This window comes from Variovorax sp. P1_G12 (genome assembly GCF_056405555.1).
On the sequence record NZ_JBFUBW010000027.1, the window covers coordinates 1 to 24,881 of the forward strand.

Below are 24,881 nucleotides of genomic sequence, written 5' to 3' on the forward strand. Positions count from 1 at the left end.
GTTCCGTTCCAGCCCCGGTTCCAGCCCCCGCTCCTGCTCCCGCGACGCCCGCGACTCAGACGACACCTGCGGCTCCTGCAGCTCCTGCGACTCCTGCCGCCTCATCTGCGGTAGCGGCCCCAGCGACGGCGGCCGCCGCGGGCGCGGAAGCGGGCGCCAAGAGCTCCGAAACGAAAACCCCCGAGGACACGTCGGCGACGGCACAGTCCGAACAGAACGTGGTCGCGCCCGCCCCGGTCGCGCCCGAATACCGAAACGAAATGCCGATCTTCGCCGCCCTGCCGGCACAGATTCGCCAGGGCGATCTCGCGATGCTCGGCAACCTGCACCGCCGCGTCGGTGATACGAGTGCCGGCCGCGAGGCCTGGGCGCGAGCCATCTACACCGACCTCGACATCAGCCAGGACGGCAGCGCCGCCCCGCACAGCCAGGGGCACCTGAGCGGCCTGCAGGCCGGCACCGACCTGCTGGCCAGCGACGGCTGGCGCGTCGGCATCTTTGCCGGCGCGCTGGACGGGGGCGCCGACGTGAGCGGCAACGCGCGCGGCACCTTCGGCCGGGTCGGCAGCACCGATCTGCAATCGAGCTACCTCGGCGGCTATGCGACCTGGAAGGATGCAAGCGGCTGGTATGCCGACGCCGTGCTGCAAGCGGGCAGCCACCGCTACGACGTACGGCCCGACGGCAGCCTCACGACATCGGGCAAGGCGCGCAGCTTCTCCGCATCGATCGAAACCGGCAAGTCCTTCGCCCTGGCCGAGGACTGGACCATCGAGCCGCAGGCACAGCTTGTCCGCCAGAAGACAAGTTTCGACGATGTGTGGACCCTCGGCGCGCGCGTCCATCAAGACGCCGAAGGCGGCTGGATCGGCCGCCTCGGTGTGCGCATCAAGGGCGACATGGCCACCGGGGCGGGGCGGCTGCAGCCTTATGCACGGGTCAACGTCTATAGCGCGAGTTCGGGCGCCGACGTGGTGACTTTCATCGGCCCCGCCGCCAGCACCCGCATCGCCAGCGCGAGCGGCTACACCTCGGCGGAAGTGGCGGCGGGCTTCTCGCTGGCGCTGACAACCGTCACCACGTTGTATGGCGAAGTCGGGCATTTGTTCAGCACCGGCGGCGACGCCCAGGTGAAGTCGTCGGTGCAGGGCACGATCGGCCTGCGTGTGAGCTGGTAGCGCAAACCCGTGCCCCGGCCTCAGATCGCGTATTCGCTCTGGACCATGCCGTTTGCATACGCCGCGGTGCGCAGGTGCCGCAGGGGGAGGTCGCTCTCCAACGGGCCGAACAGAGGAATGCCGCTGCCCAGAAGGACCGGAATTCGCGTGACGATGAGCCGATGGATCAGGCGGGCCTGCAGGAACCCCTGGATGGTCCGTCCGCCGTCGATGTACAGGTGCCTGGCGCCTTCGGCGGCGAGCTGCTCCAGGATCCGATGCGGTGGGCCCTCCATCCACGCGCCCCGGCCTGCGAGCCTGGCCGGGATGTTCGCGCTTCGGGTGCTCAGGACCACCACGCGCTTGCTGCCGAACGGCCAATCGCCTTCGAAACCCAGGACCGTCTCGTAGGTGTGCCGGCCCATGACGATCGTATCGACCGAATCCAGGAACGCCTGGTAGCCGAAGTCACCCCCATCGACGTCCTTTTCCATGGGCAGCCAGTCGAGGTCGCCGTTGGGTCGCGCGATGAATCCGTCGATGCTCGCGGCAATGAATACGGATGCTTTCACGGGGAGATGAGAAGCGGAGGTGGCATCGAGCATACCGCCTGAAGGCTTCGATCTTCAACGGCCCGCGTAGTGCGCCGCCGCCATCACGAACGGAAGAACCAGTTCGGGAACCAGGTAGGCCAGCCAGACGGAACGGGGCTCGGGCAGACCCACCTTGGCCATGGACACCAGCCTGCCGATGCCCGCGAGAAGCACGCCCAGGGCCAGCAGATAGACCAGCACGCCCTGCTCCCGGACGGTGACCGCGGCCCAGAAGCAGATCACGCCGACCGAGAAGTAGACACCCGCCATGAAGCGGTGGACATTGTCCAGGCGCGCGCTGGTGTCCGGCTGCCCCAGGAACATCTGAAGGGCACCGCCGAACAGGGCGATGGCGGCCACCAGGAACAGGCAGGCCCGCACGATGAGCTGGCTGGCGAGCAGCGGTGCGTCGGGTGTCATGGTTCCTCTCGCTCTCTCTGCGGCGCGTAGCCAAGCGTCTTCATGGCCGCACCGAGGGCCTTGCGGCTCTTCTCCATCTCGGCCCAGGGCCGATTGCCGGTGGGAAGGCGGTGCGCGATGTTCCGCACGGTCCACTGCGCGGCGCTCGTGAGCTCGGGAAGCTCGTCCCACGCCAGCGGCACCGAAACACCGAGCCCCGGGCGCGACCGTGCCGACCAGGCGCTCACCGTCGTGGCGCCGAAGCCGTTGCGCAGGTAGTCGACGAAGATCTTGCCGACCCGGTTGCGCGGCCCGCTCCTGGCGACGAAGCGCTCGGGAATCGTGCCGGCCAGGTGCTGCACGACCGCCTGCGAGAAACCCTTCACGGCGTCCCATCCGTAGTGCCGCTTGATCGGCACCAGCACATGCAGTCCCTTGCCCCCGCTGGTCTTCAGGAAGGCCGGCAGGCCCAGCTCGGTGAGCAGCGTCCGCACCAGCATGGCGGCCTCCTGCATCCGCTCCCAGGGCACGCCCTCGCCCGGGTCGAGGTCGAAGGTCATGCGGTCGGGCGTGTCGATGGCCTTCGAGGTGGCGTTCCAGGTGTGGAACTCGATCACGTTCATCTGCGCCGCCGACAGCAGGCCGCGCGCGGTGTCGATCTGCAGCAGCGGCTCGTGGTCGCGGTCGAGCGAGGGGTCGAGCAGCTTCACGCCCGGCATCTCGCCCTGCTGCGCATGCTTCTGGAAGAACAGCTCGCCGCCGATGCCTTCGGGCGCGCGCACCAGCGCCACCGGCCGGCCCTTGAGGTGCGGCAGCATCGCTTCGGCCACCTGGTCGTAGAAGGCCACCAGTTCGCCCTTGGTGATGCCGCTCTTCTTGTCGATCACGCGCTCGGCGTGGGTGATGCGCAGGTCCATGGACTTCCTTGCTCCTTTCCCGGCGTCGGCGCCTGCCGGCGCCGCTTCGGGCGGCTCGGCGCGCTCGCGCCGGATCTGCGCCGCCGGCTTGTCGCTGCGCAGCCCCTGGAACACCGAGTGGCGGATCCGGCCCTCGCGGGTCCACTCGCCGAAGGACACTTCGCAGACCAGCACCGGCTTGACCCATTGCGCCTTGGCGCCGGCCGGCCTCTCGCTGAACGGGCAGGTGTCGCTGGCTTGCTTGTCGAGCCGGGCCTTGATGTCGGCGAGCCGGCTTTCGTCGAAGCCGGTACCGACGTTGCCGCAATAGGCCAGCCGGCCCTCGTCGTCGTGCACGCCGAGCAGCAGCGAACCGAAGCCCGAGCGCGCACCCTGGGGCGCGGTGTAGCCGCCGATGACGAACTCCTGCCGCTGCTGGTTCTTGAGCTTGATCCAGTCGGAGGATCGGCGCGACACGTAGCCCGAGCCCTTGCGCTTGCCGACGATGCCCTCGAAGCCCAGCTTGGCCGACGCCGCCAGCAGGTCGCGCGGTGCCGCCTCGAAAGCCTCGCTGAACCGCAGCGGCGCCGGTGGCTCGCTGCCCAGCAGGCGCGCGAGTTGCGCGCGCCGCTCCTCGACCGGCAGCGCGCGCAGGTCGAGGCCGTCGAGGAAGGGCGCGTCGAACAGCCAGTAGACGATGGCCGAGGTGGCGCCGCGGTCGAAGGCGTTCTGCAGCAGCTGAAAGTCGGGTGCGCCGTGGTCGCCCTCGACCACGATCTCGCCATCGAGCCAGGCCGAACGCGTCTTGAGCCTCGCGAGCGCCTTCGCCAGCACCGGCAGCTTCGCGGTCCAGTCGTGGCCGTTGCGCGTGATGCATTGCACCTTGCCGCCATCGATGCGCGTCAGCAGGCGGTAGCCGTCGAACTTGAGTTCGTAGAGCCAGTCGCCGGACGTGGCGGGCGCTGCGGCGGCCAGGCTCGCCAGCTGCGGTGCCAGCGCTGGCGGCAAGGCGGCCTTGCGGCCCGCATGCTTCGCGGGGCTCTTCGTCGCGGCAGGGGCCGCGTGCGGCGCCGGGTCATCGACGCCGCGGCCGCTCAGCACACTGTCGGGCTCGGCCTCGACCACGTCGTAGTCCGCCAGCGGTCGCGCCTCGGCGTCCCTTTCCTTGATCAGCAGCCAGGGTGTCTGCTTCTCGCCCTCGCCGCGCATGCGCACCAGGGCCCAGCGGCCGCGCAGCTTGCCGCCGCGCAGGGAGAACTTGAGCTGCCCCTCCGCCAGCGCCTGGCGCGGATCGCCCTCGGGCGACCACTCGCCGCGGTCCCAGACGATCACGGTCCCGGCGCCGTACTGCTTCGGCGGGATGGTGCCTTCGAAGCCGCCATAGGCGATCGGATGGTCCTCCACCTGCACCGCCATGCGCTTGACCGTGGGGTCCAGGCAGGGCCCCTTGGGCACCGCCCAGCTCTTCAGCGTGCCGTCGAGTTCGAGCCGGAAGTCGTAGTGCAGATGGCTCGCGTGGTGCTTCTGCACGACGAAGGACAGCACGCCCTGGGCCGGCTTGCCGACGGCGCGGGGTTCGGGCGTCTTCTTGAAATCGCGCTTGCCGTGGTACGGCGCCAGGGCTTCGCGCGCTCGGGAGGCTGCGGGCATGGATATCCTCCAGCCACGAATCCTAATGCGGGTCGCGTCCGCCGCTGTAAGAAAGGGCGGCCGAGCGTGGCGTCAGGACGCGACCCGCGAAGCGAGGCCTGTTCGTGAAACACCGCGGAACCGGCTTTGCCGGGCCGCTGGTGTTGCCCCCGGTAGGGGGTGGGCGTCCCGACACGAAGTGCGGGACAACCTGGGGGCGAGTCACCCCTTCTTGGCGACCAGCGTGAGGATGTCGTAGCTCGCGACCAGCTCGCCGTCCTGGTTGGTCACCTCGACGTCCCAGGCGACCACGCCCTGGCCGACGCCGTTGGCGTCCTTCTTCTGGCGGTCGATCTTGCGCTTGCAGGTGAGCCGGGCGCGGATCGTGTCGCCGATGCCCACGGGCTTGACGAAGCGCAGCGTGTCGAGGCCGTAGTTCGCGAGCACCGGTCCGGGCGCCGGCGAGACGAACAGCCCGGCCGCCGCCGACAGCACGAAGTAGCCGTGCGCGATGCGCTTGCCGAACGGGCTTTCCTTGGCCGCGATCTCGTCGAAGTGCATGTAGAAGTAGTCGCCCGAGATGCCGCCGAAAGCCACGATGTCGGCCTCGCCGACGGTGCGGCGGTGCGTCAGCAGCGAGTCGCCGATGGCGAGGTCCTCGAAGTGCTTGCGGAACGGGTGCAGCTCGGATTCATTGAGTTTGGCGCCGCGCATGTATTCGCCGGTGACGGCCGCGATCATGCTGGGCGAGCCCTGCAGCGCCGCGCGCTGCAGGTAGTGCTTGACGGCACGCAGGCCGCCGAGCTCCTCGCCACCGCCCGCGCGGCCCGGGCCGCCGTGCTTGAGGAAGGGCAGCGGCGAGCCATGGCCGGTCGATTCGGCGGCGGCCTCGCGGTCCAGCACCAGCATGCGGCCGTGGTGCGCCGCTGCGACCGGGATCACCCTGGCCGCCGTCGCCGGGTCTTTGGTGACCAGCGTGCCGACCAGACTGCCGCGGCCGCGCGCGGCCAGCGCCAGCGCTTCGTCGAGGCCGTCGTAGGCCATCAGCGTGCTGACCGGGCCGAAGGCCTCGATGTCGTGCACCGCGTCATTGCCGAGCGGATCGCGCGCGAGCAGCAGGGTCGGCGCGAAGAACGCGCCTTCGGCCACGCCCTCGCCCTGCGGCGCAAAGCCGTCGCGCTCGCCATAGACCAACTCGGCGCCCTCCATCAGCAGCCGCACGCGCTCGGCCACGTCGGCCTGCTGGGCGTGCGAGGCCAGCGCGCCCATGCGCACGTCCTCGCGCGCCGGGTCGCCGACCACCGTCTTGGCGAGCCGCGCGCGCAGCTTCTCGGACACCGCATCGAGGTGCTGGCGCGGCACGATGGCGCGCCGGATCGCGGTGCACTTCTGGCCCGCCTTGACCGTCATCTCGCGCGCCACCTCCTTCACGAAGAGATCGAACTCCTCGTCGTCGGGCGACACGTCCGGCGCCAGGATCGCGCAGTTCAGCGAGTCGGCCTCGGCGTTGAAGGGAATCGACTGGCGCACGATGTTCGGGTGCACGCGCAGCTTGGCGGCGGTGTCGGCCGAGCCCGTGAAAGTCACGACATCGCTGCCGTCGAGCCGGTCGAGCAGGTCGCCGGTGCTGCCGATCACCAGCTGCAGGCTGCCCTCGGGCAGCAGGCCCGAGCGATGCATGAGGCGCACCAGCGCTTCGGTCAGGTAGCTGGTCGAGGTGGCCGGCTTGCCGATGCAGGGCATGCCCGCGAGGAAGCTCGGCGCCCATTTCTCGAGCAGGCCCCAGACCGGGAAGTTGAAGGCGTTGATGTGCACCGCGACGCCGCGGCGCGGCACCAGGATGTGGGTGCCCGCGAAGCCGCCCTTCTTGCCCAGCGGCATCGCCGGGCCTTCGTGCACCAGGTTGCCCGAGGGCAGTTCGTTGCCGCCGATGCCGGCATACGCCGCCAGCGTGCCGGCGCCGCCCTCGATGTCGACCCAGCTGTCGGCGCGCGTGGCGCCGGTGTGGACCGAGATCGCGTAGAGCTCTTCCTTGTGCTCGGCGAGGTACTTGGCGATGGCGCGCAGGCGCTGCGCGCGCTGCTGGAAATCCATTGCCAGCAGGTTCGTCAGGCCGACCGTGCGGGCGTGGTCCAGCGCCTCCCCGAAGTCGATGGCCTCGGCATGGGTGCTCGCCACGGCACGGCCATTGATGGCGCTGCGCAGCACTTGCGCGCCCTGCGCGCCGAGCCAGCGGCCGCCGATGAAGCTCTGAAGGATCTGGGTCATGGGGTTCTCCCGGAAGGGTTGGGTTAGGCGGTCACGGCGACCGCGGCGTTCTTGTTGCCGAGGCCGAGGTAGGTGTCGATGATCCGGCGGTCGTGCAGCAGGTCCTGCGCCGGGCCGGTGAGCGCGACCGCGCCGGTTTCCAGCACATAGCCGCGGTCGGCGACCTGCAGGGCGGCACGTGCGTTCTGCTCCACCAGCAGCACCGAGACGCCGTGCGCGCGCAGCGAGGACACCACGTGCAGCACCTCGCGCACGATCAGCGGCGCCAGGCCGAGCGAGGGCTCGTCGAGCATCAGCAGGCGCGGCCGCGCCATCAGCGCGCGGCCGATGGCCAGCATCTGGCGCTCGCCGCCCGACAGCGTGTTGGCGAGCTGCGCGCGGCGCTCCTTCAGGCGCGGGAAGATCGCGAAGACCTCCTCCATGCGTTCCTTCTGGTCGCGGCGGCCGGTGCGCCAGCGGTAGAAGCCGCCGAGCAGCAGGTTGTCCTCGACCGGCATCTCGCCGAACAGCTCGCGCCGCTCGGGCACCAGCGCCACGCCGCGCGCGACCATCGCCTCGACGCTGGGCCTGGCGATGCGCTCGCCCGCGAGGGTCAGGCTGCCGCTGGAAGGCAGCAGGCCCATCGCGGCGCACAGCAGCGTGGTCTTGCCGGCGCCGTTGGGGCCGATGACGGTGACGATCTCGCCTTCATCGACGCGCAGCGCGACGCGGTGCACCGCCTCGACCGCACCGTAGGCGACGCTGAAGTCCTGCAACTCGAAAAGTGGATTCGTCATGCGGCCACCGCGATCGGTTCGTCGTCGCTGCCGCCCAGGTAGGCGTCCAGCACACGGGGGTTGGATTGCACCTGGGCCGGCGTGCCCTCGGCGATGACGGCGCCGAACTCCAGCACCGTGATGCGGTCGGCCAGGTTCATGACGAATTCCATGTCGTGCTCGACCACCAGGATGCCCAGGCCTTCGGCGCGCAACTGCGCGAGCAGATCGGCCAGCGCCTGCTTCTCGAGGTGGCGCAGGCCGGCGGCCGGCTCGTCGAGCAGCAGCGCAGCCGGCTGGCCCGCCAGGGCGCGCGCGATCTCGACCACGCGCTGCTGGCCCAGTGCCAGCGAAGCGGCCGGCGCATCGGCATGCGCGCCGAGGCCGCAGCGCTCGATCTGCCGCCTGGCTTCGGCCAGCAGCGCCGCCTCCTCGGCGCGGTCGAGCCGCAGCATCGAGGCGATCCAGCCCCGGTGCCCGCGCCGGTGCGCGCCGAGCGCCACGTTCTCGAGCACGCTGCGCGTGCCGAGCAGCCGCACGTGCTGGAAGGTGCGCCCCAGGCCGCGGGCCGCGAAGTCGCGCGAGGGCTTGCCGGTCATGGCAGCGCCCAGCAGGCGGACTTCCCCCTCGGTCGGGTCGTCGACGCCCGAGATCATGTTGAAGAAGGTGCTCTTGCCGGCGCCATTCGGGCCGATCAGCGCATGCACCTCGCCGGCCTTGAGCGTCATCGCAACCGCATTGTTGGCGACCAGGCCGCCGAAGCGCTTGGTCACGCGGTCGGCCTCGAGCAGCAGCTCGCCGGCGGGCGGCAGCTCGCGGCTCGCGAGGGTCGCCAGGCCTTTGGCCGGCTTGACCGGGGTCGGCTTCAGGAAGCGCCCCGTCACGCGCGCCAGCGTCGGCCACAGGCCTTCGGCGAAACGCTGCAGCACGAACAGCATCAGGAGGCCGAACACGATCACCTCGAAGTTGCCGCTGGCGCCCAGGAGCTTGGGCAGGATGTCTTGCAGCTGCTCCTTGACCAGCGTGATCAGCGTCGCGCCGAGCACCGCGCCCCACAGGTGGCCCGATCCGCCCACCACCGCCATGAACAGGTACTCGATGCCGATGTTGATGTTGAAGGGCGTCGGATTCACGAAGCGCTGCATGTGCGCGTAGAGCCAGCCCGACACGGCCGCCAGCAGCGCGGCGAGCACGAACACCTTGACCCGGTAGCGCGCCGTGTCGACACCCATCGACTCGGCCATCACGCGGCCCGACTTGAGCGCGCGGACGGCCCGGCCCTCGCGCGAGTCGAGCAGGTTGTGCAGCGCCCAGAGCGCGAGCAGCAGCACGGCCCAGATCAGGGGCCCCAGCGCACGCGGCGACGCCAGCGACAGGCCGCCGATCGTGAGTGCCGGCACGCCCGTGATGCCGGTCTGCCCACCGAGGAACTCCAGGTTGCCGAACAGGAAGTAAAGGCTCAGGCCCCAGGCGATCGTGCACAAGGGCAGGTAGTGGCCCGAGAGCTTCAATGTGATCGCGCCCAGCCCCCAGGCCACGGCGAAGGTCAGCACCAGCCCGAACAGCAGCCCGACCCAGGGCAGCAGCGCGGGCGCCACCAGGCCGCCGAGCGCCGCGGTGGCCGCCGGCGAGGTGCAGACCCAGGCGGTCGCGTAGGCCCCGATGGCGACAAAGGCCGCCTGGCCGAAGGAGGTCATGCCGCCGACGCCGGTGAGCATCACGAGCCCGGCCGCGACCAGGGAATAGAGCGCGATGTAGCTGAACAGCGTGACCGTGAACTCGGGCAGCCAGGGCCAGCTGAGCGCCAGCGCGGCAATGCACAGAAGCGTGAGATGACGCCGGGTCATTCTTCATCCTCCACGTGACGGCTGCGGAGCGACCGCCACCACAGGACGGGAATGATCAAGGTGAACACCAGCACTTCCTTGAAGGCGCTGGCCCAGAACGAGGAGAAGGCCTCGAGCTGGCCCACCAGCAGTGCGCCGACCAGCGCGATCGGGTAGCTGGCGAGCCCGCCGACGATCGCGGCGACGAAGCCCTTGAGGCCGATCAGGAAGCCGGTGTCATAGTAGACGGTGGTCAGCGGCGCGATCAGCAGGCCCGAGACCGCGCCGATCAGCGCCGCGAGTGCGAAGCTCAGGTCGCCCGACAGGTCGGTCGGAATGCCCATCAGCCGCGCGCCGACGCGGTTCATCGCGGTGGCGCGCAGCGCCTTGCCGACGATGGAGCGCTCGAAGAACAGGAACATCAGGACCACCAGTACGAAAGCGACGCCCACCACCACCAGCGACTGGCCGGTGATCGGCACGCCGCCGAGGTCGAAGCGCGCTTCCGAGAAGGCCGGCGTGCGCGAGCCTTCGGCGCCGAAAAAGAGAAGGCCGAGGCCGACCAGCACGCCGTGCAGCGCCACCGAGACGATCAGCAGGATCAGCACGCTCGCGTGCGCCAGCGGGCGATAGGTCAGCCGGTACAGCAGCGGGCCGAGCGGCGTGATGAGAAAGAGCGTCGTGACCGCCTGCAGCGCGAGCGAATCCGGGCGCAGGCCCAGCACCAGGCCGGCGGCCAGCGCGGGGAAGAACAGCGTCCAGACCAGCGTGGACTTCCACTCGACCGTGGCGCCGCGCTTCCAGCGCCAGGCCTCGACCACCAGCGTCGTCGCCGCCAGCGCGACCAGCAGCCACAACGTGGCCGGCACGCGCCCGGCCGTCAGCGCCGCCATCGACAGCGCGCCGAACGCGACCAGTTCGCCCTGCGGGATGAAGATCACCCGCGTGACGGAGAACACCAGCACCAGGGCCAAGGCCATCAGTCCGTAGACCGCGCCGTTGACGATGCCGTCCTGCCCCAGCAAGAGGGCGATCTGCAAATCCATTTGAGCTTTCTAAAGCGCGGCTTAAGGCCAAGCGAAGCGAAGGCTGTTCGGGAAACACCGCGGAACTGGCTTCGCCAGGCCGCTGGTGTTGCCCACTTGAGGGGCTGAGGAGCCGCGGCTCCAAGCCTGCCTGCGCAGGCTTGGACGGCTCCGAAGAGCCGCTGCCTCTGGCAGCGACACGGGGCGGGCGACGAAGTGAGCCGGCATCGGGGGTGGGTCAAGGATTCGGGGGCAGGTACTTCCAGGCGCCGTTTTCGATCTTGACCATCACGCGCGCGCGCTGGTCGAGGCCCAGGTGGTCGTTGGCCGTCATGTTGAACACGCCATGCGCGCCGGGCAGCTCCTTGACCTGCTCGAGCGCATCGCGCAACGCGGCGCGGAACTCGGGCGTGCCGGGCTGCGCCTTCTTGAGCGCGACCGGAACCGCGGCCGCCATCAGCAGGCCGGTGTCCCAGGCATGCGCGCCGAAGGTCGACACCGTGCCCTTGCCGTTGGCGGCCTCGTAGGCGGCCACATAGGCCAGCGCCGACTTCTTCACCGGATTGCCCGCGGGCAACTGGTCGGCGACCAGCACCGGGCCGGCCGGCAGCAGCGTGCCCTCGACGTCCTTGCCGCCGACGCGCAGGAAGTCGGCGTTGGCAACGCCGTGGGTCTGGTAGACCTTGCCCGTGTAGCCGCGCTCCTTGAGGCTCTTCTGCGGCAGCGCCGCAGGCGTGCCGGAACCGGCGACCAGCACCGCATCGGGCTTGGCCGACATCAGCTTGAGCGTCTGGCCCGTGACCGAGGTGTCGGTGCGCGCATAGCGTTCGTTGGCGACGATCTTGAGCTTCTTCAGGTCGGCCGCCTTGGTGAACTCCTGGAACCAGCCTTCGCCGTAGGCGTCGGAGAAGCCGACGAAGCCCACCGTCTTGACGCCGCTGGCGGCCATGTGCTCGGCGATCGCGAGCGACATCATGATGTCGTTCTGCGGCGTCTTGAAGACCCAGCGCTTCTTGCCGTCCATCGGCTCGATGATGCGCGCCGAGGCGGCCATCGAGATCATGGGCGTCTGGCTTTCGGCGGCGACGTCGATCATCGCCAGCGAGTTGGGCGTGGTGGTCGAGCCGAGGATCACGTCGACCTTGTTCTCGGAGATCAGCTTGCGCGTGTTGTTGACCGCGGCCGTGGTGTCGCTGGCGTCATCGAGCACGATGTAGTTGATCTTCTGGCCGCCGATGGTCTTGGGCATCAGCGCGATCGTGTTCTTCTCGGGGATGCCGAGCGATGCGGCCGGGCCGGTGGCCGACACGGTGACGCCGACGTTGATGTCGGCCTGGGCCAGCGCCGAGGCCAGCAGCAGCGCTGCGAGGGCAATGGGTTTGAGAAGTTTCATTCGGGTTGTCTCCGGTTTTTTCGAGGGGGTTGAGGATAAGGGTGAATACTGGCGCGAAGTGCCGGGGCTTCAGCCGTCGACCGCGGCCACGCGCACCGGCAGTTGCACCGCCGGCAGGCCGCCGAGGAACAGGTCGGCCACCACCGGCGCCATCGAATCGTAGTCAAGCTCGCCGTCGGGGCGCATCCAGATGAACATCCAGTTGATCATGCCGAACAGCAGCATGGTCAGCGGCTTGGCGAGCGCGCCCTCCTGCAGGTCGGGCCGCAGTTCGGCCACCACGCGCGCGAAGCCGGCGACCACGGTGCGCTGGGTGTCGAGCACGCGCTGGCGGTCGTCTTCCTCGAGGAACTTGACGTCCTCGGTCAACACGCGGTGCGCATGCTTGGCGCCGGCGTATTCCTCCACGAAGCGGCGGATCAGCTCGCGCAGGCGGGCCTCGGGCGCCAGGCCCTGCCGCTCGACGTCGCTCACCAGGTCCTCGAGGCGCGACACGTGGTTCTCCGCGATGCTGACCAGCAGGCTGTACTTGTCGCGGTAGTAGTGATAGAGCAGCGCCTTCGAGAAACCGCAGGCCTCGGCCACCTGGTTCATCGAGGTGGCCGAGTAGCCGCGGTTGGCGAACAGCAGCGCGGCATGCGCGAGGATCATGTCGCGCTGGTCGTCGTATCCGGCAGAACGTCCGCGGGCCATGTCAGTGCTCCACCACGCGACCGCGTGGCCCGTGACGCATGAAACCGGCGCAGCCAAATGCCAGGGATGCCGCGGAACTGGCTTTGCCAGGCCGCCGGAATCGCCCCCCTTGAGGGGGGAGGCACCGCAGGTGCATCGGGGGGTGTTTCATGGCCTTAGCGTTCGTCGAACGAGAGCACCACGCGCTCGGTCAGCGGGTGGGCCTGGCAGGTCAGCACGAAGCCGGCCGCGAGCTCGTTCTTGTCGAGCGCGAAGTTTCGCTCCATGCGGACCTTGCCTTCCATGACCTTGGCACGGCAGGTGCCGCAGACGCCCGAGGTGCACGAGAAAGGCACCTCCATGCCGGCCGCCGAGGCGCAGTCGAGGATGCTGGGCTGGTCTTTTCGGAACTCGATCTCGCGCTGCAGGCCGTCGCGCACGATGACGATCTTCGCCACCTCGGCATCGCCGGGCCGGGCCTCGTGGATCACCGCGCCGACCGGCGCGCCTTCGGGCGCGGCGACGCCGAAGCGCTCGATGTGGATGCGTTCCTCGGGCACGCCGGCGGCCAGCAGCGCGGCCTCGGCCTCGTCGTTCATCTGGAACGGGCCGCAGATGTAGGCATGGTCGATGCTGCCCGCCGGCACCACGCTCGCCAGGAACTCGCCGAGCTTGGCGCGGTCCATGCGGCCCATGTGGAGCGGCGCGTCGGTCGGCTCGCCCGAGAACACGTGATGCAGCACCAGCCGCGTCATGTAGCGGTTCTTGAGGTCCTCGAGTTCTTCCTTGAACATCGTGGACTGCAGCTTGCGGTTGCCGTAGATCAGCGTGAAGCTCGACAGCGGCTCGCGCGCCAGCACGGTCTTCATGATCGACAGGATCGGCGTGATGCCGCTGCCGCCGACGATGCCCACATGCTGGCGCCGCGCCTCGGGCTCGATCGGCACGAAGAAGCGGCCCTGCGGCGCCATCACGCTGATGGTGTCGCCCGGCTGCAGCTTCTCGTTGATCCAGTTCGAGAAGGTGCCGCCCTTGACCTTGCGCACGCCGACGCGCAGTTCGCCGTCGTCGACGCCGGCGCAGATCGAGTACGAGCGGCGCAGGTCTTGCCCCTCGATGTCCTTGCGCAGCGTGAGGTACTGGCCCTGGGTGAAGCCGAAGGCCTCGCGCAGGTCGGCGGGAACGTCGAAGGAGACGATGACGGCTTCGTCGGTGTCGGGCTCGACGGCACGCACGCGCAAGGGATGAAAGATGACACTCATGGGAGGCCCGTCAGATCGGTTTGAAATGTTCGAAGGGTTCGCGGCAGCTCACGCAGCGGTACATCGCCTTGCAGGCGGTCGAGCCGAAGGCCGACAGCCGCTCCGTGTTGCTGCTGCCGCAGCGCGGGCAGGCGATCGCATCGACCCTGCGGCCGAAGAAGCGGATCGGCACCGTGCCGTCGGGTGACGCCGGTCCGGGCGGCGCGATGCCGTAGTCGGTCAGCTTGCGCTTGCCCTCGGCGCTGATCCAGTCGGTGGTCCAGGCCGGTGCGCGCTGCAGCGTGACGTAGGCCGGGCCAAGGCCGGCCTTGTCGATCGCCGCCAGCACGTCGTGCTCGATCACCTCGGTCGCCGGGCAACCCGAATAGGTGGGCGTCAGCACGACCTCGAGCGCATCGCCGTGCGCGATCACGTCGCGCACGATGCCCAGGTCGCGCACCGACAGCGCCGGCACCTCGGGGTCGAGCACGGTGCCGAGCACGTCCCACGCCTGCGCGCGGCGGGTGTCGGCTGCGACGGGCGAAGTCACCACACGCCTCCGGGGAAAGTGCGCTGCAGGTGCTGCATTTCCGCCAGGATGTATCCCATGTGCTCGCTGTGCACGCCGCGCTTGCCGGTGCTGCGGAAGGCCGCTTCCTTGGGTTCGGCCAGTGCCGCTTCGCCGAGGATCGTGCGCATCTCGGCCAGCCACGGCGCCTGCAACTCCGACCAGCGCGGGCCCAGCCCTTCAGAGGCTGCGGCTTCGTCGACCGCGTCCGACTCGAACATCTCGGGCACATAGCGCCAGAGGTCTTCGAGCGCGCGCTCGATGCGCCGGCGCGATTCCTCAGTGCCGTCGCCCAGGCGCACCACCCAGTCGGCCGCATGCTGCTGGTGGTAGCGCGCCTCCTTGACCGCCTTGCCGGCGATGCCCGCGAGTTCGGCGTCGCCGGAGTCGCGCAGCCGCTCCCACAGCAGCTTCATCAGCGTCGCGACCATCGCGTTGCGCAGCACCGTGAAGGCGAAGTCGCCGTGCGGCAGCTCGACCAGCGTGAGGTTGAGGTAGTCCTTCTCGTCGCGCAGGAAGGCCAGCTGGTCCTCGTCGTGGCCCCGTCCCTCGATGCGGCCCGCGTGCGTCAGCACGGCACGGGCCTGGCCGATCAGGTCGAGCGCCATGTTCGACATGGCGATGTCCTCCTCGAGGATCGGCGCGTGGCCGGACCACTCGGAGATCCGCTGGCCGAGGATCAGGCAGGTGTCGCCGAGGCGCAGCAGGTACTGCACGGCCGGCGTGGATTCGATGGCGATGGAGGCTTGCATTTCAGTAGTCCCTGGCGCAGCGCGCCTTGCACAAGAAACCGGCGCGGCCCAGAGCCAGGGATACCGCGGAACTGGCTTTGCCAGGCCGCTGGTATCGCCCCCTTGAGGGGGAGGCGCCGCAGGCGCTTCGGGGGAGTCTCTTCATTTCACATGTGGTCCACGGAACCCGGGAGCTTGTAGAAGGTCGGGTGGCGGTAGACCTTGTCTTCCATCGGATCGAAGTACATGTCCTTGTCGGCCGGGTCGCTGGCGACGATCTGGTCGGAGCGCACCACCCAGACGCTGGTGCCTTCCTGGCGCCGCGTGTAGACGTCGCGCGCCATCTGGATCGCCATCTTCGGGTCAGCCGCGTGCAGGCTGCCGCAGTGCTTGTGGTCGAGGCCCGAGCGGCTGCGCACGAAGACCTCCCAGAGGGGCCATTCGGCGGCGGAGGCGGGTGTGGGGTTCGTCATGGAGTCGTTCCTTGATTCGTTTTCGGTAGGCGGCGCGTCTCAGGCCGCGAGCGGTGTCGGCTGCGCCCGCTTGGCGGCATGGGCGAGCGCGGCGTCGCGCACCCAGGCGCCGTCTTCCCAGGCCTTCACGCGGGCGCCGAGGCGCTCGCGGTTGCAGGGGCCGTCGCCGCCGATGACACGCCAGAACTCGCTCCAGTCGATCGCTCCGTGGTCATGGTGCTGGCGCTCCTCGTTCCACTTCAGGTCGGGGTCGGGCAGCGTCACGCCGAGCACCTTGGCCTGCTCGATCGCCGCGTCGATGAACTTGGCGCGAAGATCGTCGTTGGTGAAGCGCTTGATGCCCCAGCGCATCGACTGCGCCGAGTTCGGCGACTGGTCGTCCGGCGGACCGAACATCATGATCGAGGGCCACCACCAGCGGTTGACCGCGTCCTGCACCATCGCCTTCTGCGCCTCGGTGCCCTGCTGCATCATGGTCAGCAGCGCCTCGAAGCCCTGGCGCTGGTGGAAGCTCTCTTCGCGGCAGATGCGGATCATGGCGCGCGCATACGGCGCGTACGAGCAGCGGCAGATCGGCACCTGGTTCATGATCGCGGCGCCGTCGACCAGCCAGCCGATCGTGCCCATGTCGGCCCAGGTCAGCGTGGGGTAGTTGAAGATCGAGCTGTACTTGGCGCGGCCCGAGTGCAGCGCATCGACCATCTGGTCGCGCGAGGTCCCGAGCGTCTCGGCGGCCGAATACAGGTAGAGGCCGTGGCCGGCCTCGTCCTGCACCTTGGCCAGCAGGATCGCCTTGCGCTTGAGCGTGGGCGCGCGCGTGATCCAGTTGCCTTCGGGCAGCATGCCGACGATCTCGGAATGCGCGTGCTGGCTGATCTGGCGCACCAGCGTCTTGCGGTAGTGCTCGGGCATCCAGTCCTTGGCCTCGATGAAGCCGCCTTCGTCGATGCGGGCGTCGAAGCGCTGTTCGAGCTGCAGTTCCTCGGTGGAACGCACGGCCTTCTTGCCGTCGCCGGGCTCCTTGCCCATCGTATCCATGGCTTGCGTGTACATCTTGATCTCCTTGAAGGGCTCAGAAACTTCAGTATTTCAGCTGTTTGCTGGACTCGAGATTCCGGTCGACGGCTGCCGGCGTCAGCCATTCGCTCTTGCAGCCAAAATCCTTGAACAGCACCATCTGGTCGCTGTAGTGCGCTGCCTTGCGGCCGTCGGGCGCGACGAAGCCGCTCTGGCCGGGTGGCGCCGCCGTGCACATCGAAACGGCGCCGGCCGCGAACACCACCTTGTCGTTCTGCGTGCCGCGGTTCATGAAGCTCGGCAACGTCAGAAGCTCATCGGCGCCGGCCTGCGGCGCGCCGATGAAGTTGCTGGTCAGGAAGACGTGCTTCGTGACCGGCGTCAGCCATTTGGCGGTGTCGGTCCCGAAACGGGCCGTCAGCTCCGACATGGCTTGCGCCAGCGTGGCCCGGATGACCGCGTTCTTGTCTTCGCCATTGAAGAAGTCGTAGGTCTGCGGCACCCCGGCCTTCGCGCCGAGCAATGCGTTGTAGAGCAGCTTCGAACCGTTGCCGGGGCGGATGCTGGCGACCTGGGTCGCGCCTGCGTAGCCGCCGTTCGCATAGGCCGCGAACACCTCGGGCGGAAGGTCGTCCTGCAGCACCTTCCTGTAGATGATGGGCAGCCAGGTCATCATGAGCGTGGTGGCCGGGCTCTGGTAGACGCCCTGCTCGGACGGGTCGTCATTCAGCTTGTTCCAGCCCGCCAGGATCTGTGCGCCGCGCCGCGCCGGGTCGGCGGCCGGCAGGCCCTTGGTGGCCTCGACGATGAAGGGGACGAAGTAGCGCGCGTTGGTGTCGGCGTAGGCGGTGGCGCGGGTCAGCGCCCACAGCTCGTCGGGCGTGTGCCTGGGCTTGGCCTCGAGCCGGGCGGTGATTTCGTTGACGCGGTCTGCCGCGCCATAGTTGCCGCCGTCGCTGACCGCGCCGGGTGCCGACTGGTTGTTCCAGTTGGCAACGAAGCCCTGCGCCGGATTGAACACCTTCGGATCCTCGCTGAAGGGCCGGATGCCCAGCCACTCCATCGTGCCATCGCCGAGTGCCGGCAGGCGCAGGTCCTGTGTCGCCGGCCGGATCGGCAGGCGGCCAGGCGAGACATAGCCGATGTTGCCGCCGGCGTCGGCGTAGTACCAGTTGATGGTGATCGCGACGCGCGACGCCTGGGCCAGCCACTCGTCCCAGTTCCTGGCTTGCATGGAGTGGATCCAGCCCAGCAGGGACTCGAGTTCGTAGCCGTCCCAGCTCCGCTTCATCGCGTAGGCCGTGTGGTTCGGGAGGTCGAAGTCGGTGACGATGCCGTGCACCGTGGCGTACACGTCGACGCTCTGGTCGGCCTGGCCCTTGACCTTGATGACTTCGGTGCGCCGGCTCATCGGGCGCATCGCGCCATTGAAGACGTATTCGTGCGGGTTCGCCGGGTTGAGCTTCTCCTGGTACATGTCGTTGACATCCAGCGGGCCCGCGGTGGCGCCCCAGGCGATCTTGCCGTTGGTGCCGAAGAGCACGACAGGATGCGCAAACGGCGTGTTGCCGGTCACGTCGTAGCCGGCCCCATGCAGGCCGATGGCGAAGACATAGGCCGGATTGAACCAGTTGAACTGCGGACCGTTGATCAGCACCGTGCTGCCGTCGCTGGTTTTCGCCGGGCCCGCGATCCAGAGGTTGCTCGCGATCGGGCGCTCCCAGGGTTGGGCGACGCCGCGCCGCGCCGCGTCGGTATCGCTGCGGGCGACCAGCAGTTCGGGCGAGACCGGGCCAAGCCGCGCCAGCGGATCGCTGCCTCCGCTGACGGCGGGCAGCGCGGCGGCCTGCGAGCGGCCGCTGGTACGCGGCACGGTGGTCGGCGCCAGCGGGTCCTCTACCCAGCGGATCTGGTCGAACAGCTGTCGGCCGACCGTATCGCCACGCGCCTTCTTGAGCACCTCCAGCAAGCGGAGATTGGCGATCTCGCTGCTTGCGTTCGAATAGCGGTTGGCCATCGTGCCGACCCAGATCATCGCCACGTCGTAACCGGTCCAGTCGTTCTTCGGCACGAAGCCGGCGTCGATGAATTGCTTGGGCAGCAGCGTGTCCCGGTTCGCGAGCACTTCGTTGACCCGCGCATTGAAGCCCGCCGCATAGCCGTCGAAGATGGCCTTGTCGTCGGCGGAGAGCCTGGCCATCTGGGCCTGGATCGACGCCGGGGTGAAATTGGAGCGGCTGCCCTTGTCGAGCGCCACATAGGCCGGCCCCATCACCTCGGACACGGTGCCCAGCACCGCACGGCGCGCCATCTCCATCTGGAACAGCCGGTCTTCCGCGACCACGTAGCCGTAGCCGTAGAACAGGCCGCGCACGTCGTCGGCATACACGTGCGGCACGCCGTAGGTGTCGCGCTTGACGGAGGCCGTGCCGGTGGACGGCGGCGGCGTCGTGGCGCAGCCGGCCAGCGCGAGTGCGACGCAGAGGGCGCTGAGGGTCTTGAGGTTCACAGGGTTCGATCGGTGGGTTGACTTGGCCGGAAGGGAGTTCGCCCTCAGCGCGGCCGCTGATCGATCACGCGCCGGGCCTTGCCGGTCAGCGTGCGTTCGATGGCGTCGGGCCTGAGCACGTTCACCCGGGTCGTGATGCCCACGAGGGTCTTGATCCGCTGCTGCAGCCACTGCGTGATCTCGCGCACCTCGGCCTCGTCGGTGGAAGCCGCCGCCAGCGGCTGCAACTCGCACTGCACCTCCACGGTGTCGAGCAGGCCGTCGCGGCTGACGCTGATGAGGTACTGGCCCGAGAGCTTGGCGTGCTGCAGCACGATCTCCTCGATCTGCGTCGGGAACACGTTGACGCCGCGGATGATCAGCATGTCGTCGGAGCGGCCGACGATCTTGCCCATGCGGCGGAACGAGCGCGCGGTCGGCGGCAAGAGTCGCGTGAGGTCGCGCGTGCGGTAGCGGATGATCGGCAGCGCCTCCTTGGTGAGCGAGGTGAAGACCAGCTCGCCCTCCGAACCGTCGGGCAGCACCTCGCCGGTTTCGGGGTCGACGATCTCGGGATAGAAATGGTCTTCCCAGATCACCGGGCCGTCCTTGGTCTCGACGCATTCGCTGGCCACGCCCGGGCCCATCACTTCCGAGAGGCCGTAGATGTCGACCGCGTCGATGCCGGCCTTGCCCTCGATCTCGTGCCGCATGGCTTCGGTCCAGGGCTCGGCGCCGAAGATGCCGACGGTCAGCGAGCTCTCGCGCGGATCCATGCCCTGGCGCACGAACTCCTCGATGATCACCTGCATGTAGCTCGGCGTGACCATGATGATGTCGGGCCGGAAATCCTGGATCAATTGCACCTGCTTCTCGGTCTGTCCGCCCGACATCGGGATCACGGTGCAGCCCGCGCGCTCGGCGCCATAGTGGGCGCCGAGGCCGCCGGTGAAGAGGCCGTAGCCATAGGCCACGTGCACGATGTCGCCGCGCCGTCCGCCGGCGGCGCGGATCGAGCGCGCCACCAGGTCGGCCCAGTGGTCGATGTCCTGCCGGGTGTAGCCCACCACCGTCGGCTTGCCGGTGGTGCCCGAGGACGCATGAATGCGCGCCACCTGCTGGCGCGGCACCGCGAACATGCCGAAGGGGTAGTTGTCGCGCAGGTCCTTCTTGGCCGTGAACGGGAACTTCGCCAGGTCGCTCAGTTGCTTGAGGTCGGCCGGGTGCACGCCCTTGGCGTCGAAGGCCTGGCGGTAGTGCGGCACGTGGTCGTAGGCGTGCTGCAGGGTCCAGCGCAGGCGCTGCAGCTGCAGGGCCTCGATCTGGTCGCGGCTGGCGGTCTCGATGGCGTCCAGGTCGCCGGGTGCGGGTTGCTTGACAGGCATTCGTGTCTCCTCGGCGGGCTCAGGCGGCGACCGCCGGCTTGCCCTTGATGGTGTAGGAGCGGCCGCGGAACATCGCGATACGCTCACCGCGCTGGTTGGTGATCTCGCTGTCGTAGACGCCGGTCCGGCCGGCCTTCGACAGCTCGAAGCTGCGCGCGGTCAGCAGGTCGCCCTCGCGCGCCGGCGCCACCAGGTCGATCGAGAAGCCCGAGGCCACGGTGAGCTCGTTGTAGGAATTGCAAGCGTAGGCGAAGGCGGTGTCGGCCAGCGCCGCGAGGAAGCCGCCATGGCAGGTGGCGTGGCCGTTGAGCATGTGGCCGCGCACGGTCATCGTGACCGTGGCCTGTCCCGGCGCGACTTCGGTCACGTCCATGCCCAGGCCCTGGACCGCGCGGTCGTTGGCGTACATGCGCTCGCGCACGAGCTCGGCGGTTTCCTGGGGCGTCGGTTCGGTGGCAATGTTCGACATGTGGGTTCTGTTCAGCGATCGGTGAAGAGAGGGGCGCGCTTGGCGCCGAAGGCAGTGACGCCTTCGAGGTAGTCGTGGGCGCTCCCGAGCTGCGCCTGCACCCGGGCCTCGGCGTCGAGGGCCTGGTCGAGCGTGAGGTGCTGTGCACCGTCGATCGCGGCGCGCGTCTCGGCCAGCGCCTTCACGGGCATCGCCGCCAGGCGCTGCGCCAGCTTGGAGGTCTCGTCGGCCAGCGCCGTGTCATCGACGCACTTCCAGATCAGGCCGATGCGCTCGGCCTCGGCCGCGGGCAGCTTGTCGCCCAGCATCGCCAGGCCCAGCGCGCGCGCGCGGCCCACGATGCGCGGCAGCAGCCAGGTGCCGCCGGTGTCGGGCACGAGGCCGATCTTGGCGAAGGCCTGGATGAAGCTGGCCGATTGCCCGGCCAGCACGAAGTCGCAATTCAGCGCCAGGTTGGCGCCCGCGCCGGCCGCCACGCCGTTGACCGCGGCGATCACCGGCACCGGCATCGAGCGCAGCCGCTGCACCAGCGGCTTGTAGAGCAGCTCGATCGTGCGCCCCAGGTCCTTGGGCGGCTCGCCGGGCGCCGAGGGCGCGACCATCGGATCGGCCAGATCCTGCCCGGCACAGAAGCCGCGGCCGGCACCCGTGAGCACCACGCAACGCACTTCGGCGTTGGCCGCCGCGGCATCGAGCGCCTGGCGCAGTGCCTGGTGCATGGCTTCGGTGAAGCTGTTGAGGGCGGCAGGACGGTTCAGCGTCAGCGTCAGGACCGGGCCCTGCTGCGCGGCAAGCACGAGTGAATCGGACAAGCTGTGTCTCCAGTCTTGAGTCTTGGCGTGGGGCGGGGGTCTTGACCGGCGTCAAAGGTATCGTTGACTGACCGGTCGGTTAATCATAGGATCGACCAAGGCTTGATGCAAGTCAAAATCGCCAAGGGATAACCCTTAGCCTCGTTTCCATCCAACACCAACGGAGATCGCCTTGCCTTGTTATTCCATCGAAGGGGTGGTGCCGGTCGTCGACCCGAGCGCCTTCGTCCACCCGACCGCGGTGCTGATCGGCGACGTGATCGTCGGACCGGACTGCTATGTCGGGCCCTGCGCCGTGCTGCGCGGCGACTTCGGCCGCATCGTGCTCGAGCGCGGCTCGAACGTGCAGGACACCTGCGTGCTGCACGGCTTCCCGGCCCAGGACACGGTGGTCGGGGAGAACGGCCACATCGGCCACGGCGCGGTGCTGCACAGCTGCGTGGTGCGGCGCGATGCGCTGGTGGGGATGAACGCGGTGGTGATGGACGAGGCCGAGATCGGCGAGGCGGCCATCGTCGCGGCCTGCGCCTTCGTGCCGGCCGGCAGGAAGATCCCGGCCCGCTCGCTCGCCGCCGGCGTGCCCGCCAAGGTGTTGCGCGAGCTCAGCGACCAGGAGGTGGCCTGGAAGCTCGAGGGCACGCGCACCTATCAGGCGCTCACGCTGCGCAGCCTGGCGACCATGCAGGAAGTGACCGCGCTGGCCGAAGTCGAGGCCGACCGGCCGCGGCTCGACGCACCAGACGTGCGCCCGCTGATCGCGACCAAGCGAAGCTGATCAGGGCTTGCGCGTCAGGTCGCGCTCGCTCTCCACCGCGAAATAGAACCATTCGGTGTCCGGCAGCGCCTCGGCGTTCGGGAACACGACGACGCCGTCGCGCTCGGCGCGCAGCAGGCTGCCATCCGCGCGCACGCCGATCGGCTCGCCGCGCGCCACCGGATCGAAGGTGGCCCATTCGCGAACGAAGCGGTCGTCCGCATGCAGCCGATCGGTCACGCTGACGAGGCGCAGCAGCGACGGCCGCGAAGGCGGCGGCCGCTGCGGATCGGGGGCCAGCATGCCCAGCAGCCGCAGCGTGGCGAGGATCGCCGCATGCGCCACCTCGGGCGCGGCCGGGTCCTCGTGCTGGCCGCATTCGAGCGTGACGCCGTAGCCGCCGCGGCTGCGCATGTATTCGTTGGTGCCCCAGCCGAAGGCCAGCGCCGCCTCGTCGGCCGGCCGTCCGCCGGCGCGCTGCGCGAGCCCGGCGGCATAGATGTCGAGCCAGCCCTCGACCACGCGCGGCGTACCCAGGTGCAACGCCAGCTGCCCTTCCTCGAAGGCGCGCGAGAAAGGCTCGAGCGCGCCCTGGTTGTCGCGCGGCCCGATCATCGCGAAGGCCTCGCCCTCGCTCTGGAAGGAATGCAGGTCGAGCAGCACCTCGTGGCGATCGAGCAGCGGGCACAGCAGGTCGGTGATGCGGGCCTCGTAGTCGGCCGGCTCGGCGCCCGGCGCGGTCGGCCGGAACAGGCGGTTGAGGTTGCGCTCGCCCTCACGGCGCAGCCGCCGCCGCGCCAGCGGATTCGCGACCGGCACCAGGGTGAGCTGGCCGCGCAGCAGCGCCAGCGAACCGGCGTCCAGCTCGGCCGCGATGCGCTCGATGCCGGCGGTGCCACAGGTCTCGTTGCCGTGCACGCCGCCCAGCACCATCAGCCGCGGCCCGGGCTGCAGGCTCGCGTAGCCGTGGATGCGCAGGAGGTCGGGGGGCGCTGTCATTTCGCCGGCGATCGATCGGGCTTGCAGCGACCCGCTCAGGCCTTCACGGTGGTGGCCAGCTGTTCGCGCATCGCAGCGACCACACCGGCGTAGTCCTTGGCATTGAAGATCGCGCTGCCTGCCACGAAGGTGTCGGCGCCGGCGCTCGCGACCCGCGCAATGTTGTCGACCTTGATGCCGCCGTCGACCTCGAGACGGATGTCGCGGCCGGTCTCGTCGATGCGCTTGCGCGCGAGTTCGATCTTGCGTAGCGCCGAATCGATGAAGCTCTGGCCGCCGAAGCCCGGGTTCACGCTCATGATCAGGATCAGGTCGATGTCGTCGATCACCCAGTCCAGCGCCTCCAGGCCGAGGGCCGGGTTGAACACCAGCCCGGCCTTGCAGCCGGCCGCCTTGATGGCCTGGACGCTGCGGTGCATGTGCGGCGAGGCGTCCGGATGGAAGCTGATGTAGTCGGCGCCGGCCTGCGCGAAGGCCGCGGCCAGCGCATCGACCGGTTCGACCATCAGGTGGACGTCGATCGGCACCGGCCGGCCGTCGGGCGTCCTGGCATGCGGCTTGAGGGCCTGGCACACCATCGGACCGAAGGTCAGATTCGGCACGTAGTGGTTGTCCATGACGTCGAAATGGATCCAGTCGGCACCGGCGGCGATCACGTCGCGCACTTCGTCGCCGAGGCGTGCGAAGTCGGCCGAAAGGATGGAGGGGGCGATTCGGAAGGGGCTGCTCATGGGCTCGGATTGTCGCAGCAGGGCAGCCTTGGGGGGGCRGCGMCCCACACGCAGTGGGGGAGCGTGGGGGCGAGGCCGGCGCCGGGCCGCCCCAAGGCGGCCTGCGGCCCCCTCGGGGGGCAGCGACCCACACGCAGTGGGGGAGCGTGGGGGCGATGTACCATGACCGGGATGTCCAGCCTTCCGATCAGCGTGGAGATCGAACCTCGCTACCTGCCAGACCAGTCCTCGCCCGAGGACCGCGTCCATACCTTTGCCTACGCGGTCACGGTGACCAACCACGGCCAGGTGCCGACGCAGCTGATCGCGCGCCACTGGGTCTTCGCCGACGCCTCCGGCCACACGCAGGAGGTCGACGGCCTCGGCGTCATCGGCCAGCAGCCCCTGCTGGCGCCAGGGGAATCCTTTCGCTACACCAGCGGCTGCCGGCTGCAGGCGCCCAGCGGTACCATGCATGGCAGCTTCTTCTTCGTGACCGAGCGCGGCGAGCGCTTCGACGTTCCAATCCCCACGCTGGTGCTGGAAGCCGACGCGGGGGACATGCCCTCCTCGCGCGTGCTGCACTGAGCACGCATTTCACTTTCGAGCCATGAACGCCTT

At 69.2% G+C, this 24,881-nt stretch carries 23 protein-coding genes; 3 read left to right on the forward strand and 20 right to left on the reverse strand.

The window, feature by feature from the left end; genetic code table 11:
• Positions 1-1,178: autotransporter family protein (locus tag AC1D2O_RS26425; protein ID WP_478158165.1), on the forward strand; the 1,178-nt coding region annotated here is incomplete at its 5' end.
• Positions 1,179-1,198: 20 nt separating this feature from the next.
• On the opposite strand, the gene AC1D2O_RS26430 is transcribed toward AC1D2O_RS26425, so the two are convergent.
• From AC1D2O_RS26430 to AC1D2O_RS26515, 18 genes are all read right to left on the reverse strand, one after another.
• The gene (locus tag AC1D2O_RS26430; RefSeq protein ID WP_478094774.1) at positions 1,199-1,762 is read right to left on the reverse strand and encodes a dihydrofolate reductase family protein; all 564 of its coding nucleotides are present in this window, start codon (positions 1,760-1,762) and stop codon (positions 1,199-1,201) included.
• Positions 1,763-1,783: 21 nt separating this feature from the next.
• Positions 1,784-2,170, reverse strand: a complete 387-nt coding sequence (locus tag AC1D2O_RS26435; RefSeq protein ID WP_478089790.1) for a DUF4345 family protein — start codon at positions 2,168-2,170, stop codon at positions 1,784-1,786.
• The gene (ligD, locus tag AC1D2O_RS26440; RefSeq protein ID WP_478158166.1) at positions 2,167-4,695 is read right to left on the reverse strand and encodes a DNA ligase D; all 2,529 of its coding nucleotides are present in this window, start codon (positions 4,693-4,695) and stop codon (positions 2,167-2,169) included. The genes AC1D2O_RS26435 and ligD overlap by 4 nt, the downstream gene beginning before the upstream one ends.
• Before the next feature lie 201 nt (positions 4,696-4,896).
• On the reverse strand, positions 4,897-6,942 hold the full coding sequence (gene paaZ / locus AC1D2O_RS26445; RefSeq protein ID WP_478089788.1) for a phenylacetic acid degradation bifunctional protein PaaZ: 2,046 nt from the start codon (positions 6,940-6,942) through the stop codon (positions 4,897-4,899).
• A gap of 23 nt (positions 6,943-6,965) precedes the next feature.
• On the reverse strand, positions 6,966-7,718 hold the full coding sequence (locus AC1D2O_RS26450; RefSeq protein ID WP_478089787.1) for an ABC transporter ATP-binding protein: 753 nt from the start codon (positions 7,716-7,718) through the stop codon (positions 6,966-6,968).
• The gene (locus tag AC1D2O_RS26455; RefSeq protein WP_478089786.1) at positions 7,715-9,544 is read right to left on the reverse strand and encodes a branched-chain amino acid ABC transporter ATP-binding protein/permease; all 1,830 of its coding nucleotides are present in this window, start codon (positions 9,542-9,544) and stop codon (positions 7,715-7,717) included. Before AC1D2O_RS26455 ends, AC1D2O_RS26450 begins: the two co-directional genes overlap by 4 nt.
• On the reverse strand, positions 9,541-10,569 hold the full coding sequence (locus AC1D2O_RS26460; protein ID WP_478089785.1) for a branched-chain amino acid ABC transporter permease: 1,029 nt from the start codon (positions 10,567-10,569) through the stop codon (positions 9,541-9,543). The genes AC1D2O_RS26455 and AC1D2O_RS26460 overlap by 4 nt, the downstream gene beginning before the upstream one ends.
• A 217-nt stretch (positions 10,570-10,786) precedes the next feature.
• Positions 10,787-11,941: an ABC transporter substrate-binding protein gene (locus tag AC1D2O_RS26465; protein WP_478089784.1), complete on the reverse strand. Its 1,155-nt coding sequence runs from the start codon at positions 11,939-11,941 to the stop codon at positions 10,787-10,789.
• 69 nt (positions 11,942-12,010) lie between these two features.
• Entirely contained in the window at positions 12,011-12,634 is a 624-nt protein-coding gene (locus tag AC1D2O_RS26470) for a TetR/AcrR family transcriptional regulator (protein ID WP_478158167.1), read from the reverse strand.
• Between the two features lie 155 nt (positions 12,635-12,789).
• Positions 12,790-13,875, reverse strand: a complete 1,086-nt coding sequence (paaE, locus tag AC1D2O_RS26475; protein WP_478089782.1) for a 1,2-phenylacetyl-CoA epoxidase subunit PaaE — start codon at positions 13,873-13,875, stop codon at positions 12,790-12,792.
• Between the two features lie 10 nt (positions 13,876-13,885).
• Positions 13,886-14,407 (reverse strand): 1,2-phenylacetyl-CoA epoxidase subunit PaaD, encoded by a 522-nt coding sequence (gene paaD, locus AC1D2O_RS26480; protein WP_478089781.1) that lies wholly within the window; start codon positions 14,405-14,407, stop codon positions 13,886-13,888.
• Positions 14,401-15,174 carry a 1,2-phenylacetyl-CoA epoxidase subunit PaaC gene (gene paaC, locus AC1D2O_RS26485; RefSeq protein WP_478089780.1) on the reverse strand — a complete coding sequence of 258 codons (774 nt, stop codon included), beginning with the start codon at positions 15,172-15,174 and terminating at the stop codon, positions 14,401-14,403. The genes paaD and paaC overlap by 7 nt, the downstream gene beginning before the upstream one ends.
• A 146-nt stretch (positions 15,175-15,320) precedes the next feature.
• Complete coding sequence (gene paaB, locus AC1D2O_RS26490; protein ID WP_286372007.1) at positions 15,321-15,626, reverse strand: 1,2-phenylacetyl-CoA epoxidase subunit PaaB; 306 nt, start codon at positions 15,624-15,626, stop codon at positions 15,321-15,323.
• Between the two features lie 39 nt (positions 15,627-15,665).
• Positions 15,666-16,679, reverse strand: coding sequence for a 1,2-phenylacetyl-CoA epoxidase subunit PaaA (paaA, locus tag AC1D2O_RS26495; protein ID WP_478158168.1), 1,014 nt, complete (start codon positions 16,677-16,679; stop codon positions 15,666-15,668).
• A 28-nt stretch (positions 16,680-16,707) separates the two neighbouring features.
• Positions 16,708-19,152 (reverse strand): penicillin acylase family protein, encoded by a 2,445-nt coding sequence (locus tag AC1D2O_RS26500; protein WP_478090374.1) that lies wholly within the window; start codon positions 19,150-19,152, stop codon positions 16,708-16,710.
• A 44-nt stretch (positions 19,153-19,196) separates the two neighbouring features.
• Positions 19,197-20,516 carry a phenylacetate--CoA ligase PaaK gene (gene paaK / locus AC1D2O_RS26505; protein ID WP_478090375.1) on the reverse strand — a complete coding sequence of 440 codons (1,320 nt, stop codon included), beginning with the start codon at positions 20,514-20,516 and terminating at the stop codon, positions 19,197-19,199.
• Between the two features lie 19 nt (positions 20,517-20,535).
• Positions 20,536-20,985: a hydroxyphenylacetyl-CoA thioesterase PaaI gene (paaI, locus tag AC1D2O_RS26510; protein WP_478090376.1), complete on the reverse strand. Its 450-nt coding sequence runs from the start codon at positions 20,983-20,985 to the stop codon at positions 20,536-20,538.
• An 11-nt stretch (positions 20,986-20,996) separates the two neighbouring features.
• Positions 20,997-21,797, reverse strand: a complete 801-nt coding sequence (locus tag AC1D2O_RS26515; protein ID WP_478090377.1) for an enoyl-CoA hydratase-related protein — start codon at positions 21,795-21,797, stop codon at positions 20,997-20,999.
• A 172-nt stretch (positions 21,798-21,969) separates the two neighbouring features.
• Between AC1D2O_RS26515 and AC1D2O_RS26520 the strand changes: the two genes are divergently transcribed.
• Positions 21,970-22,572, forward strand: coding sequence for a phenylacetic acid degradation protein PaaY (locus AC1D2O_RS26520; protein ID WP_478090378.1), 603 nt, complete (start codon positions 21,970-21,972; stop codon positions 22,570-22,572).
• Here the strand turns inward: AC1D2O_RS26520 and AC1D2O_RS26525 are convergent, their stop codons facing one another.
• Positions 22,573-23,550 (reverse strand): M14 family metallopeptidase, encoded by a 978-nt coding sequence (locus tag AC1D2O_RS26525; protein WP_478090379.1) that lies wholly within the window; start codon positions 23,548-23,550, stop codon positions 22,573-22,575.
• A 35-nt stretch (positions 23,551-23,585) separates the two neighbouring features.
• Complete coding sequence (gene rpe, locus AC1D2O_RS26530; protein ID WP_478090380.1) at positions 23,586-24,281, reverse strand: ribulose-phosphate 3-epimerase; 696 nt, start codon at positions 24,279-24,281, stop codon at positions 23,586-23,588.
• Positions 24,282-24,452: 171 nt separating this feature from the next.
• On the opposite strand from rpe, the gene apaG reads away from it, so the two are divergent.
• Positions 24,453-24,848: a Co2+/Mg2+ efflux protein ApaG gene (gene apaG / locus AC1D2O_RS26535; RefSeq protein WP_478090381.1), complete on the forward strand. Its 396-nt coding sequence runs from the start codon at positions 24,453-24,455 to the stop codon at positions 24,846-24,848.
• The last annotated feature ends 33 nt before the right edge of the window (positions 24,849-24,881 follow it).